The following is a 13,341-nucleotide window of genomic DNA, read 5'->3' as shown; positions in this document are numbered from 1 at the left end:
AATGGGCAATCAACAGATGAAAAAGGAACCATACGGTTCCGGCTTTCATCATGCCAACCCACACACGAGCAAGACAAGCAATTAAGCCTGGTTTTTAACTTCTTTCAGACCGCAGAAAGGATCTTTGGCATCCAGAGCGTCTTCGATACGGATCTGTCGCTTGTACTGGCAAAAAAGCCCCGCATCGCGGGGCTTTTTGCTATCGGCAGTGGCCGACTCAGTTGACGGCGACCGGCTCGCCCAGCGCGTCGGGCGGGGTCTGGAACTCACGCTCGGCTTCGTCGAAGCGATCCAGCATGGCCTTGGAGGGGGCCTTGTCCAGCAGGCTGAACACCAGGATCGCCAGGCCGGAGAAGAGGAAGCCAGGGATGATTTCATAGAGCCCCAGCCAGCCGAACTGCTTCCAGACGATGACGGTCAGGGCACCGACCAGCATGCCCGCCAAGGCGCCATTGCGGGTCATGCGCGACCAGAGTACGGAGAGCAGCACCACGGGACCGAAGGCGGCACCGAAGCCGGCCCAGGCGTAGCTCACCAGCCCCAGCACCCGGTTCTCCGGGTTCATGGCAACGGCGATGGCGATGAGCGCAATCACCAGCACCATCATGCGACCGACCCACACCAGCTCTTTCTGGGAGGCGTTCTTGCGCAGGAACGGCTTGTAGAGATCTTCCGTGATGGCGCTGGAGCAGACCAGCAGCTGGCAGCTCAGGGTACTCATCACGGCCGCCAGGATGGCGGAGAGCAACACGCCGGCGATCCAGGGGTTGAACAGTATCTTGGACAGCTCGATGAAGACCCGCTCCGGGTTGCCGGTAACGCCGGCGGCCTGCTCGGTGAAGGTGGAGAAGTAGGCCAGGCCGAAGAAGCCGATGGCCACGGCGCCGCCCAGGCACAGCACCATCCAGGTCATGCTGATGCGGCGGGCATTGGCCATTGAGTGGTGGGAGTCCGCCGCCATGAAGCGCGCCAATATGTGGGGCTGGCCGAAGTAGCCCAGGCCCCAGGCCATCAGCGAGATGATGGCGATGAAGTCCAGGTTCTTGAACATGTCGAGGTTGCTGGCGTTCTGCGCCGCCACCTGCACCATGGCGGTGTCTATGCCGCCCACCGCTATGATGACGAACACAGGGGTGAGGATCAGGGCGAAGATCATCAGGGTGGCCTGCACCGTATCGGTCCAGCTCACCGCGAGGAAGCCACCGAAGAAGGTATAGGTGATGGTGGCCGCGGCGCCGACCCAGAGGGCTGTGTTGTAATCCATGCCGAAGGTGCTCTCGAACAGGCGGGCACCGGCCACCACGCCGGAGGCGCAGTAGATGGTGAAGAACAGCAGGATCACCAGGGCGGAGAGGATGCGCAGCACCCGGCTCTTGTCCTCGAAGCGGTAGGTGAAGTAGTCCGGCAGGGTCAGGGCGTTGCGGTTCTTCTCGGTGTGAACCCGCAGCCGACCGGCGACCCAGCGCCAGTTGAGATAGGCCCCCAGGGTGAGGCCGATGGCGATCCAGCTCTCGGAGATGCCGCCGATGAAGACGGCGCCCGGCAGGCCCATCAAGAGCCAGCCGCTCATGTCGGAGGCCCCGGCGGAGAGGGCGGTGACCCAGCTCCCCATGCGGCGGCCGCCGAGTATGTAGTCATCAAAGTTGCGGGTGGCGCGATAGGCGATAAAGCCGATCAGCACCATCCCGAGGATATACACCAGAAAGGTGATAAGCATGGGTGTACTGGCTGTCATTCAAAACTCCGTTATGTGACGTGTGTACCCGTTCTGACGACGGGCTCTTCCTTAAAAAACCGCCCTAGCTTAATCAGCAGATCCCATGACCTCAACCACTTTTAACAAATAAAAAACACAATATAAACGTTTCATCTTTAACTAACGAACCACTCAAGGAGCAATCAGCCGGATTTTATCCTGATGCAGCAACCGCTTATCGGGGCGCCCTCCCCCCTGACCCAGCCCGGCATGGCGGTAAAAAAAAGCCCCGGCCAGTGGCCGAGGCTAGAGACGATTGGCGCCAGGATCAGCGATTGATCGCGATCGGCATGCCGCTGCGCTGTTCCAGCGCCTGCTTGACCAGCTGGGAATCGCTGTCGGCATGGGCGATGAAACGGGTCACGGCCGGGGTCATCGGCAGCGGCGCCGGCAGGCTGGAGTTGAACTCCTCCTGGCTGCGGGACAGCGGCTGATGCACTTCCAGATAACGGCGACCATCCGGCTCGACCGAGGCCTTGATCGGCTGGTTCACGAACTGCACTCGGGTGCCGACCGGTATCTTCTTGAACAGGTATTCGATGTCTTCGTTGCGCAGACGCACGCAACCGTGGCTCACCCGCAGACCTATGCCGAACTGGGCATTGGTGCCGTGGATGGCGTACATCTTGCCGATGTAGAGCGCAAACAGCCCCATGGGGTTGTCCGGGCCGGCGGGCCAGACTGCCGGCAGGCTCTCGCCACGGGCGGCATACTCGGCATGCATCTTGGCGGTCGGGGTCCAGGTCGGGCCCGCCTTCTTGCGCTGCACGCTGGTCACCCAGTTTTCCGGGGTGTCGGTGCCGAGCTGGCCGATGCCGATGGGCAGCACTTCCACCACCTTCTTGCCTTTCGGGTAGTAGTAGAGGCGCATCTCGGCCACGTTCAGCACTAGCCCCTCGCGCGGGGCATCCGGCAGGATCAGCTGATGCGGCACGATGAGCTTCTCGCCAGCCTGCAGCAGCAGGGGATCCGCCTTGGGGTTGGCTTCGAGCATGTTGGTCAGACCCAGCTGGAATTTGGCGGCAGCGGCTTCCAGCGGCTGGCCATTTTCCTCTGCCGGCACCACGTATTCCAGATTTTCACCCACCAGACGGCTGTTGGCCGCAGGCAGGGCATATTCAACAGCAAGCACTGGCGCGGCGGCCAAGACGAGGCTGCAGCACAGAGCGGCCGCAGTATTGTGAAGGAGCTTCATAACTTTCCTGTAATGGATGACGTGGTTCAAGACTCTGGGCTGACCCGGGATCGGCTGGGCGGTCCGGGGGCGGAGAGAAGGCCGCCATTTTTCTCCTCTCTTGGCCAAAATTCAACAAGCAAATGGGGCGGCGACGCAGGATTTTATGCCCCTGCGCGCCGCCGGGCGGTTTTAGCCGTTGCTGACGGATCCCCGTTGCCAGGTGCGCATATCGTAACCTGTGGGAGATTGGTGCAACCGCAGATGAAATTGCTCAATGATGGCAAAGATATGGTCGAAAATATCGGCCTGGATCCCTTCGTAATCGGCCCAGGCGGTGGTCGCTGTGAAGCAGTAAATCTCCAGCGGCAAACCGTCAGTAGTCGGTGCCAGCTGGCGCACCATCAGCGTCATGTCCTTGCGAATGCCGGGATGGGCCCGCAGGTAGGCGTCCAGATAGGCGCGCAGGGTACCCAGATTGGTGAGGTGACGACCGTTGATGGGGCAGCTCAAGGCATCGCTGAGTTGCTGGTTGTAGACGCTCAGCTCCTGCTCCTTGCGGCTCAGATAGGGCGCCAGCAGCTGGGCCTGCTTGAGCTGCAACTGCTCATCCGCGCTCAGAAAGCGCACGCTGGTCATGTCGATGCTGACGCTGCGCTTGATGCGGCGACCACCGGATTCGGTCATCCCCTGCCAGTTCTTGAAGGAGTCGGAGATGAGGGCATAGGTGGGAATGGTGGTGATGGTCTTGTCCCAGTTCGACACCTTGACGGTGGTGAGGCCTATGTCGGTCACCTCGCCGTCGGCGCCGTACTTGTCCATCTGCAGCCAGTCACCGACGCTCAGCATGCGGTTGGCTGAGAGCTGGATCCCCGCCACCAGGCCGAGGATGGGATCCTTGAACACCAACATCAGCACGGCTGTCATGGCCCCCAGGCCGCTGAACAGGAACAGCGGTGACTTGCCGAGCAGCAGGGCGATCATCAGGATGCCGACCAGTATGCTGCCCACCAGCTTCACCCCCTGGAAGATGCCGCGCAGGGGCAGATCCCGCCCGAGCCGGGTGTAGCGGCTCACCGACAGCATGCAGTCGAGCAGGGCGAACAGCGCCAGCAGCAGGAACAGCAGGATCCAGAACTGGGCCAGCATCTCGATCCACTGCAGGCTCTCGGATTTGCGCGGCAGCCAGATCTCGGCCTGGCCGAGCAGCACGGCCCCCTGCAGCACGAAGGCGAGCCGGTAGAACAGACGTTGTTGCAGCTGGGGCGGCAGCCACACCTGCTTGGTCTTGCCGAGGATGCCAACCAGCCGCACCAGCAGCACCCGGTGCAACAGCATGTGCAGCACCAGCGAAGTAAGGACGATAAAGCCCAGGGCGATCACCAGTGCCATCAGGCCGCTGACTTCGATCCCCATGCCGGTCAGCCAGTGAAAAAACATCTCCTTCATCCCTACCTCCAATGCGTGAAACAGTCGTCAGGGTACGTATCTGCCACCCCATGTCAAATGACAAGCCGCTCAACCAGGGGCCGGAAACGACAACGCCCGGCGCAGGCCGGGCGTTGATTCAGGGCGAGGTGGCGTTAGCCGACCAGGCTCAGGGCATCGCGGGCGATGACCAGCTCTTCGTTGGTGGGCATCACCAGCGCCAGGCGGCTGCCTTCGGCCGTGATGGGACCCTCACCACCGAGCACGGCGGCATTGTTCGCTTCTTTATCTACCTTGAAACCGAACAGGGCCAGACGACCCAGCACCATCTCGCGCACCATGGCGGCATTTTCACCGATACCGCCGGTGAACACCAGAGCGTCCAGACGACCCTCCATGGCGGCGGCATAGGCACCGACATACTTGGCCACCCGGTAGGTGAACACATCCAGCGCACGCTTGGCGCCGGCGTCGGTCGCATAGTTGGTGGTGACATAGCGGCAGTCACTGCTCACCTCGGTCAGGCCCAGCAGACCGGACTCACGAGTGAGGGTGTGGTTGATCTCATCCACGCTGTAACCGAGCTGGTCGTGCATGAAGAAGACCACAGCCGGGTCTATGTCGCCGCAACGGGTGCCCATCGCCAGCCCTTCCAGCGGGGTCAGGCCCATGGAGGTGTCGACGGACTCGCCGTTCTTGATGGCGCAGACGGAGGCACCGTTGCCCAGGTGGCAGTTGATGATGTTGAGCTCGGCCAGCGGCTTGCCCAGCGCCTTGGCGGCTTCTTCCGCGATGAAGCGGTGGGAGGTGCCGTGGGCGCCGTAACGACGGATGCCGTTCTCTTTGTAGAGCTTGTAGGGCAGCGCGTAGAGATAGGCTTCCTGCGGCAGGGTCTGGTGGAAGGCGGTGTCGAACACGGCCACGTTCTTCTCGACCAGGGCCGGGAAGACCTTGAGCGCGGCACGGATGCCGATAAGGTGCGCCGGGTTGTGCAGGGGAGCGAACGGAATGGCGGCTTCGATGCCGGCGATCACGCCATCATCGATGCGAACGGAGCGGGAGAACTGCTCGCCACCGTGCACGATGCGATGGCCGATGGCCACCAGCTGCTCGGCCAGAGAGGGATCCTGGGGCAGGATGTGACCCACTATATGGTCGAGGGCAGCCTGGTGTGCGGCGCCCGCTCCCAGCATGGCTTCGCCCTTGACCCCGTGGAGTTTCCATTTGATACGTGCATCATCCAGATTGAAGCATTCGGCCAGGCCGGACAGCATGTCCTCACCTGTTTCGGCGTCCATTACGGCAAATTTCAGGGAAGAGCTACCGCAGTTAAGGATCAATACCAACTTGCTCATGTTCTACATCTTCCTGTGCTTCGGCTTTATGCCGACAGTGTCGTGTCATCCAGAAGTGGATGGGATTCCCCTGCCGGGGGCTTATGGTCGCAGGAAAGTGCGCCCAATTTTTCAATACGTTAAGTGCAAATCCAGATGATTCCGTGCACTCATCTTGGCCAGGCTGCGCCGGTGGTTACAGGCCGGCCAGCAGATCCCTGTGCACCTTGACCACCAGCTTCTTCACCTGAGCCGGCTGGTTGGGGGTACAGAGAGGGCGATGCAGTTCTCCCGGCCAGAAGATGGCGAAGTCGCCGGGCTGCAACGCCAGATAACTGGTCTGTTCGTCGTCGACGAACCAGAGATCGGGATGGGGATGATCGGCACCCTCATTGCCATAAGCATGAGGCCCGACCCCTATCCACTCTTCACCACGCAACAGCAGCTGGATATCCAGATACTGCTGATGGAACTCGCCACGGCGATCCGCGGCCGGCTCGGTCAGCTCTTCGCTCACCAGACAGAACAGCGTGAGGCCGTCGATCTCGCGCTTGCCGAGCGGCGCATTCAGCCACTGTTCCACGCTCTTCACCACCTCGGCCATGATGCTATCCAGCGGGGCGGGCAGCGGCGTGCGCTGCAGGGTATTCAGACTGCCGGTGATCATGGCGAGCGGATCCTTAGGTGTATTCAGGCGGCATCTTTGCCGCAAAATGAAAAAGGACCCTGTTCAGGTCCTTGTGTCACACCGTCTGCAATCCGTGCAGACAGGAGTAGAGCATTTGCTCGTGCCGAGCGTGATGAGGCCACTGTTACACACTCATCCGCAGCTTGCCAAGAGGCGCAAGCGTATTCGCCCAGTGATCGTACCAGCTGAAACAATATTATTCACTACTCCATCGCCGCCGACTTTGACCAGACGCAAAAACGGGAGCATCTGCTCCCGTTTTTTTCGCACAATCGGTGTCATTCAAGCCTTGCGGGCGTTTTCCACCGGCTTGGCATACATGGCGCGCCAGATGGCCTTGTGCTCTTGTGGCACCTCTGACTGACGAGTCAGGAAGGCAGCCTGCTCTATGGTATTGGCCTTGCCGGACACATCTGCGGCCAGGTAGTTGCCCGGGAAGAGGCGATAGTTGCCCCAGATCGCCTTGTCGATCAGCGCCGCCAGTTCGTCCGGATCGCTGAAGCCCTCGGTGATGGGGGCGCCGAAGGAGACGTGTACCCGCCCTTTCTGGCCGACGATGCCGGCGACTATGCTCTCGATGTCCTCGAACTCGCCCTTCTCGTAGCTGCCGTTGACCGACTTCTCGTACAACTCGCGCGCCTTGGCCTTGTCGGTGGGATCCAGCTCGTAGCTGATGCTGACCGGCACTATGTTGAGGCTGCGCATGTAGTCGACGAAGTCGATTTTCTGCTTCTTGCCGTCCACGTAGAACATCTTGAGGATGGCCGGATCCGTCTTGTCATCGCCATTCTTGGCGCGCCCTTCTTTCTGGGCGATCCAGATGGAGTGACCCTCGTGTACCGACTGGCCTATGTAGGCAGACAGCTCGCCGAGCATTTTCATCATCTCCCGCGGCCCCTTGGCGGAGCGCTTGACGATGAAGCTCTTGTTGAGCTTCATCAGCTCGGTGGCGCAGGGTTTGCGCAGCAGGTTGTCACCGATGGCGATACGTACCGTGTCGAAGCCGTGGGTATGCAGTCCCCAGTTGACGAACGCCGGATCCATGGCGATGTCCCTGTGGTTGGAGACAAACAGGTAGCCCTGCTCCTTCTTCAGATGCTCGATCCCCGAGAAGGTCACCCCCTTGGTGGAGGTGGCGATCATGCGGGACATGTAACGGGTCACGCCCATCTGCACCTGATGGATGGTGGTCACCTTGGACCACTTGTAGCGCAGGAACTGGCGGATCAGCGGGCGTATGGCCCAGCCCAGCCAGCTCATCAGGGAGCCGAAACGATACTTGGCGATGGCGCCGACGAATTCATCATCCCGGATCAGCCGTTCTATGGCTGCCGGCACTTCTTCATCGCGGTAGGGGCGAATGTCCGCGAATCTATCTACTTCTGTCACAGTGTCTGCCTTGCATGTAAGGAGTCGCGGCCAGCGCGCGCTGGCCGGGAAATTCAGGGCGCAATTTTACACGCTTTTATGCCAAGGGGTATGCGATGTGCGTAGATAGTGAGATCTGACCAGTGAAATGAACAAATAGCCCCGTTTGGGCCATCTTTTTACTCTTCCACAGTAAACGAGATCATCATGCCGGTGTCCTCGTGCTCCAGCAGGTGACAGTGGGCCATGTAGGCCCGCTCCTTCGGCGCCGGGCGATCGAAACGCACCAGCACCTCGCTGCGCCCACCCTCCACCTTGACGATGTCCTTCCAGCCGGCACGGTGCTGTGCCACCGGCTGGCCGTTCTCGCTCAGGATCCGGAAACGGGTGCCGTGGATATGGAAGGGGTGCAGCATCATGTCCCCCTCCCCCGAGATGATCCAGCGCTCGGTCTGGCCCCGCTTGACCGCAAACTGCGGGTCATTCATGGCGAAAGGCTGGCCGTTGATCCGGTTGCCGCCGTGCAGATCCAGCGGCTTGGCACTGCCCTTGCCATCCTGCATCCCGGCCATGGTGCCGTGCTGCATCTCGCCCGCCGGCATGGCCATGGCGCCATGATCCATCCCCGCCATGTCACCGGCGTCGCCTTGCGCTCCCTTCATCTCCCCCCATTGCCATGCCAGCCATGCCCGCAGCACTGCCATGATCCATGCTCATGCCCGCCATGGCACCGTGACCATAGCGGCTCATCAGCGCCTGCATCCCCTGCCGATCCAGCTCGGGATCCATCGACAGCGTCAGGGGGCGGCTCGGCAGCCCCTGCCACGTCGGCAGCGCCGGCAAGCGGGCCAGACTGTCCGGCAGACGCCCCTTGCCCTCGATGAGAGAGGGCTGGATCCGCAGCAGCGGCAGGGCCGCATCAAACGGTGCCAGCGTCATGCCCATCTGGCGCACCGGCAGAGAGCAGATCGAACGGCTTGCCGTTGCGGGCATCCACCATCACCTCGAACCGCTCCCCCGGCAGCAACGCCAGCTCGCTTAGCGCCACCGGCTCCGCCAGCAGACCACCATCGCTGCCGATCACATAGAGTGCTCGCCCATCGCTGGCCGCCAGCGTGAGGGAGCGGGCATTGCAGCCGTTGAGCAGCCGCAACCTCAGCCAGCCGCGAGGGGCGTCGTGGGTCGGATAGACGGCGCCGTTGGTCAGCATCAGATCGCCGAACCAGCCGACCGCCGCGCTCATCACGTCCAGCTGGTAATCCAGCTGATCCTGGCCGTCCAGCCGCTTGTCCTGCAACACCAGGGGTATGTCGTCCAGCCCCCAGCGTTGTGGCAGCGGCAGTCGCAGGCTCTCCTCGTCGTCGAGAATGAAGAGCCCCGCCAGCCCCATGGCCACCTGATGACCGGTCTGACCGTGGGTATGGGGGTGATACCAGCAGGTGGCTGCGGGCTGTTCGATGCGAAATGCCGCTCGCCACTGCTTGCCGGGGGGAATGCTGGCCTGAGGGCCGCCATCTGCGCTGCCCGGCACCTCCAGCCCGTGCCAGTGTACCGTGCTGGTCTCTGCCAGCCGGTTGCTGACGCTGATCCGCACCGCCTGCCCCTGGCGGGCGCGCAGCGTGGGGCCGAGCAGGTTGCCGTTATAGCCCCAGCTGTGGGTCGGCTGGCGCCGCCAGCGCATCTGGCCGGGCTGGGCGATCAGCTGGATCACGCCGCTCTCGTCCGGTTCGAGCACGGCGGGAATGGGCAGGGCGGGCCGCTCGGCGGCGAAGACCCGGCCCCACCATGGCAGGGCACCGGCGACGCCGAGCGCGGTGGAGAATTTGAGAAAATCGCGACGCTGCATGAGTCGATCCTCGTTGGCGGAAGCTGACCTCCAGCCTAAGCAGCAACCCTATGGCAAGGTCAAGCCCTGCCAAGCAGGCGGCAGGACAATTTCTGGCCCATCCGCTTGCCGGCAGGGCGCCATGCCCTCAGGCCAGCGCCAGGGTGACCGCCGCCTCGGCATGGATGGCGGTGGTGTCGTAGAGCGGCACCGCGGCCTCGGCATCCCCCACCAGCAGCGCAATCTCGGTGCAGCCCAGGATCACCGCCTGGGCGCCCGCTTCGGCCAGCCCGGCTATGATGGCCAGGTACTCGGCTCGCGATGCGTCGCGAATGTCGCCAAGGCACAGCTCGTCATAGATGATGCGGTGCACCCGCTCCCGCTGCGCCTCGCCGGGCACCAGCACCTCCAGCCCGAACTTGTCCTGCAGCCGCCCCTTGTAGAAATCCTGCTCCATGGTGAAGCGGGTACCGAGCAGCCCGACCCTATCTATCCCGTCCGCTTGCAGACGACGGGCGGTGGCATCGGCGATATGGAGCAGCGGAATGTCGATGGCGGCCTCAATCTCGGGCGCCACCTTGTGCATGGTGTTGGTGCCGATCAGCAAGAAATCGGCGCCGCCGGCCTGGATGGCCCGCGCTTCTGCCGCCAGCAGGCGGGCGGTGGCGGGCCAGTCGCCGGCGTGTTGCAGTCGCTCTATCTCGGCAAAGTCGACGCTGCTCAGCAGCACCCGCGCCGAGTGCAGGCCGCCGAGCCGCTCGCGCACGCCCCGGTTGAGCGCCTGATAGTAGCTGACGGTTGACTCCCAGCTCATGCCACCCAGCAGACCGATACATTTCATGGGACCTCCTTGTACAAACCGAACAGAGGGCGCCGCTCACCACGTCGCCAATGGAATAAAAAAGGCCCCGCAGGGCCAACAAGACAGCCGGTAAAGGCCCGGGCTCAAGGTCTGGCCCGGACTAAATCCAGATCATCAGCACGCAGGCCGCCGTGGCGATCCCCATGCCCAGATTGAAACGACGCCAGCCACGGGCGGTGCGTATGATGCGGCGCACCTGGGCACCGAACAGCACCCAGAAGGCCCCGGTATAGAGGCCGGTCACGAAGAAGATGCCGAGCACCCAGACGGCGGAGGGCCAGTAGGCCTCTCCCGCCAGGGTGAAACCGCTGATGGCGGAGAGCGCCATCATCCAGGCCTTGGGGTTGAGCAGTTGCAGCATGGCGCCCTGATGGGCCGGGATGAGCGGCCGGTTGCCCTCGGCCGGGCCGCTGGCGGTCGCCACCTTCCAGGCCAGCCAGAGCAGGTAGGCCGAACCGATGAGCTTGAGGCCGTCGTGCAGCAGCGGCACCTTTTCAAACATGACGCCAAGTCCCAGCGCCGTGGCCAGGATCATCAGATTGATCCCCCCGACAACTCCCACCAGCAGGGGAAGGGTGCGGCGAAAGCCCTGCGCCGCCCCGGCACTGGTGAGCAGCATGTTGTTGGGGCCCGGCGTGCCGCAGGTGATGAGGGCAAAGCCCGCCAGGGGAAACAACCAGTTCAGATCCATCTCAACCTCTTGGTGATACAAACGCCGGCTCGGCGGCAAGCCTCCTAATATGCAGAGCCAGCCCCGCGGCGACAAGTCAGAAATGGCTCTTTCTTGCTGGCCGCCAGCGCGGCGCGGCTCAATACCAGAGCATGACCACACAGAGCGCCGTCAGCACACCGAGGGAGCCATTGAGGCGCCGCCAGCCCCGATCCGTGCTGATCCAGTTGCTCAGCTGATGGCCGAACAAGACCCAGACAAAGCAGACCGGCAGGGCCACCAGCACAAACATGGTCATCACGGCGAGCTGGCTCGGCCAGTAGCTGGCCCCGGTCAGGCTGAACAGACTGATGGCGGAGATGCCCATCATCCAGGCCTTGGGATTGAGAAACTGGAAGCCCAGCCCTTCCAGCAGGGTCAGCGGACGGGCGCGTCGGGCCGGATCACCGGGGGCACCGGCCACGGCGATGCGCCATGCCAGCAGCAACAGATAGAGGCTGCCGAAGATCTGCAGCCCCAGCCGCAGCAGGGGCCAGCGCTCGAACAGAGGATAGAGCCCCAGCGCCAGCACAAGTTGCAGCACGGGTTGACCCACAGCCACGCCCATCAGGTGCGGCAGGGTGCGGCGCACCCCGAAGTTGGCGCCGGAGGCGGTCAGCATGAGGTTGTTGGGGCCCGGCGTGCCACAGGTGAGCACGGCGAAGCCAAACAGGGTGGCATACCATTCTATCGTCATCATTGACTCCTGAACTGCACACATTGTATCGATACAATGTGCCATTCTTGATTGTTATTGGGTGTAAAATCACGCTATATTGCGAACAAATTTGGATCAATGGATTTATTGTCACCATGACAATCTGGACTCCGGACCTGACCCCCTTCGACGGCCCCCTCTATCTCAAGCTGGTGAAGGCCATAGAGCAGGCCATTCACGATGGCTCCCTGCCACCTCAGACCCGGCTGCCTACCCACAGGGCGCTGGCGGATCGGCTGGGGGTCACGGTCGGCACCATCACCCGCGCCTATGGGGAGGCGGAACGACGCGGCCTGCTGGCCGCCAAGGTGGGGCACGGTACCTGGGTCAAGGGCGCGGGCATGGATCCGGCCAACGAGTGGGTGATCCGCAAAGAGGAGGGGCACCGCATCGAGTTGTGGCAGAACCTGCCGGTGCAGCTGGACAGGGCCGCCATCATACGTCCCATGCTGGGGGAGCTGGCCGACGGGGATCTCAATGCCCTGCTCGGCTACGACAAGGAGGCGGGCCAGCCCGGCCAGCGCCAGCTCTTCATCGACTGGCTGGCCGAGCAGGGGGTGCACGGCAGCGAGGAGCGCCTGCTGTTCAGCCACGGCGCCCAGCACGGCATCATGCTCTCCCTGCTGGCTACCGGTTGCGTGGGAGAGACCATTTTGTGCGAAGGGCTCAGCTACCCCGGCATGCTGGGCAATGCCCGCCAGCTGAAGAATCAGGTGGTGGGACTGGCGATGGATGAGGAGGGGTTGCTGCCCGCCGCGCTGGAGGCCGCCTGCCGCACGCGGCGAGCCAAGCTGCTCTACCTCACCCCCACGCTGCAAAACCCCACCACCGCCATCATGAGCCAGGCGCGGCGCGAGGCCGTCGTAGCCATCGCCCGCCGCCACGATCTGCTGATCATCGAGGATGACGTCAACGGCCTGCTGCCCAGTATCCCGGTGGCGCCCCTGATCAACCTGGCGCCGGAGCGGGTCATCTATCTCGGCAGCCTGGCCAAGATCGCCTGCGGTGGCCTGCGGGTCGGCTTCGTGCTGGCGCCGCCCGCCCTGCGCAACGCCTTCGCCCAGGCGATGCGACTGTCGAGCTGGATGGTGAGTCCGCTCTTGATCGAGCTGGCCTGCAAGCTGGTGAGCCAGCGCCAGATCATGCCATTGGTCGAGCAGCAGCGGCAGATCCTGGCACGTCGCGGCGAGCTGCTACGCCATCTGCTGCCGGGAGCCCGCTGGCAGGCGGGATCCATGCACGCCTGGCTGCCGCTGCCGGAGCCCTGGCGCAGCCAGGCGTTCGCCGAGGCGGCCAACGCCCTTGACGTCGGGGTGGCGAGCGGGGAACACTTCGCCGCCGGCCAGTTCGCCGCGCCGCAAGGGGTACGGCTGAGCCTGAGCCAACCGGCCACGGATGCCCGCGTTGCCGAGGGGCTGGAGCGGCTGGCGCAGCTGCTGCGGGGCTCACCGCCCCCCAATCCCCTGCTATAGTCAGCCA

The 13,341-nt window shown here is 63.1% G+C and carries 10 protein-coding genes and 1 pseudogene; 1 reads left to right on the top strand and 10 read right to left on the bottom strand.

From position 1 onward, the window contains the following. Positions 1-217: 217 nt before the first annotated feature. The 10 genes and pseudogenes from putP to CK910_RS09110 all read right to left on the bottom strand — a co-directional run bounded on the left by putP (position 218) and on the right by CK910_RS09110 (position 11,841). Positions 218-1,735, bottom strand: a complete 1,518-nt coding sequence (gene putP, locus CK910_RS09155; RefSeq protein WP_098982406.1) for a sodium/proline symporter PutP — start codon at positions 1,733-1,735, stop codon at positions 218-220. A 289-nt stretch (positions 1,736-2,024) separates the two neighbouring features. Beyond that, on the bottom strand, positions 2,025-2,951 hold the full coding sequence (locus CK910_RS09150; RefSeq protein ID WP_146047139.1) for a L,D-transpeptidase family protein: 927 nt from the start codon (positions 2,949-2,951) through the stop codon (positions 2,025-2,027). A 171-nt stretch (positions 2,952-3,122) separates the two neighbouring features. After that, positions 3,123-4,379 carry a mechanosensitive ion channel family protein gene (locus CK910_RS09145; protein ID WP_098982401.1) on the bottom strand — a complete coding sequence of 419 codons (1,257 nt, stop codon included), beginning with the start codon at positions 4,377-4,379 and terminating at the stop codon, positions 3,123-3,125. A 134-nt stretch (positions 4,380-4,513) separates the two neighbouring features. Further along, complete coding sequence (locus CK910_RS09140) at positions 4,514-5,713, bottom strand: acetate kinase (RefSeq protein WP_098982399.1); 1,200 nt, start codon at positions 5,711-5,713, stop codon at positions 4,514-4,516. A 175-nt stretch (positions 5,714-5,888) separates the two neighbouring features. Continuing rightward, positions 5,889-6,359, bottom strand: coding sequence for a YhcH/YjgK/YiaL family protein (locus tag CK910_RS09135; protein ID WP_043138662.1), 471 nt, complete (start codon positions 6,357-6,359; stop codon positions 5,889-5,891). 303 nt (positions 6,360-6,662) lie between these two features. After that, positions 6,663-7,769, bottom strand: a complete 1,107-nt coding sequence (locus CK910_RS09130; RefSeq protein ID WP_043138660.1) for a 1-acyl-sn-glycerol-3-phosphate acyltransferase — start codon at positions 7,767-7,769, stop codon at positions 6,663-6,665. Positions 7,770-7,927: 158 nt separating this feature from the next. Continuing rightward, a pseudogene (gene cueO, locus CK910_RS24585) lies at positions 7,928-9,594 on the bottom strand (multicopper oxidase CueO). A 127-nt stretch (positions 9,595-9,721) separates the two neighbouring features. Next, positions 9,722-10,414: an aspartate/glutamate racemase family protein gene (locus tag CK910_RS09120; RefSeq protein ID WP_098982396.1), complete on the bottom strand. Its 693-nt coding sequence runs from the start codon at positions 10,412-10,414 to the stop codon at positions 9,722-9,724. A gap of 121 nt (positions 10,415-10,535) precedes the next feature. Beyond that, positions 10,536-11,126, bottom strand: a complete 591-nt coding sequence (locus tag CK910_RS09115) for a LysE family translocator (protein ID WP_098982394.1) — start codon at positions 11,124-11,126, stop codon at positions 10,536-10,538. Between the two features lie 118 nt (positions 11,127-11,244). Beyond that, positions 11,245-11,841, bottom strand: a complete 597-nt coding sequence (locus CK910_RS09110; protein WP_042865565.1) for a LysE family translocator — start codon at positions 11,839-11,841, stop codon at positions 11,245-11,247. 116 nt (positions 11,842-11,957) lie between these two features. Between CK910_RS09110 and CK910_RS09105 the strand changes: the two genes are divergently transcribed. Then, positions 11,958-13,334, top strand: coding sequence for an aminotransferase-like domain-containing protein (locus tag CK910_RS09105; protein WP_043557395.1), 1,377 nt, complete (start codon positions 11,958-11,960; stop codon positions 13,332-13,334). Positions 13,335-13,341 lie beyond the last annotated feature (7 nt).

It is taken from the genome of Aeromonas sp. CA23, assembly GCF_002587065.1.
In the GTDB taxonomy this organism is placed as follows: domain Bacteria; phylum Pseudomonadota; class Gammaproteobacteria; order Enterobacterales; family Aeromonadaceae; genus Aeromonas; species Aeromonas bestiarum.
Note: the sequence above shows the minus strand (reverse complement) of the source record. Positions and strands in the feature narration are given on the sequence as shown.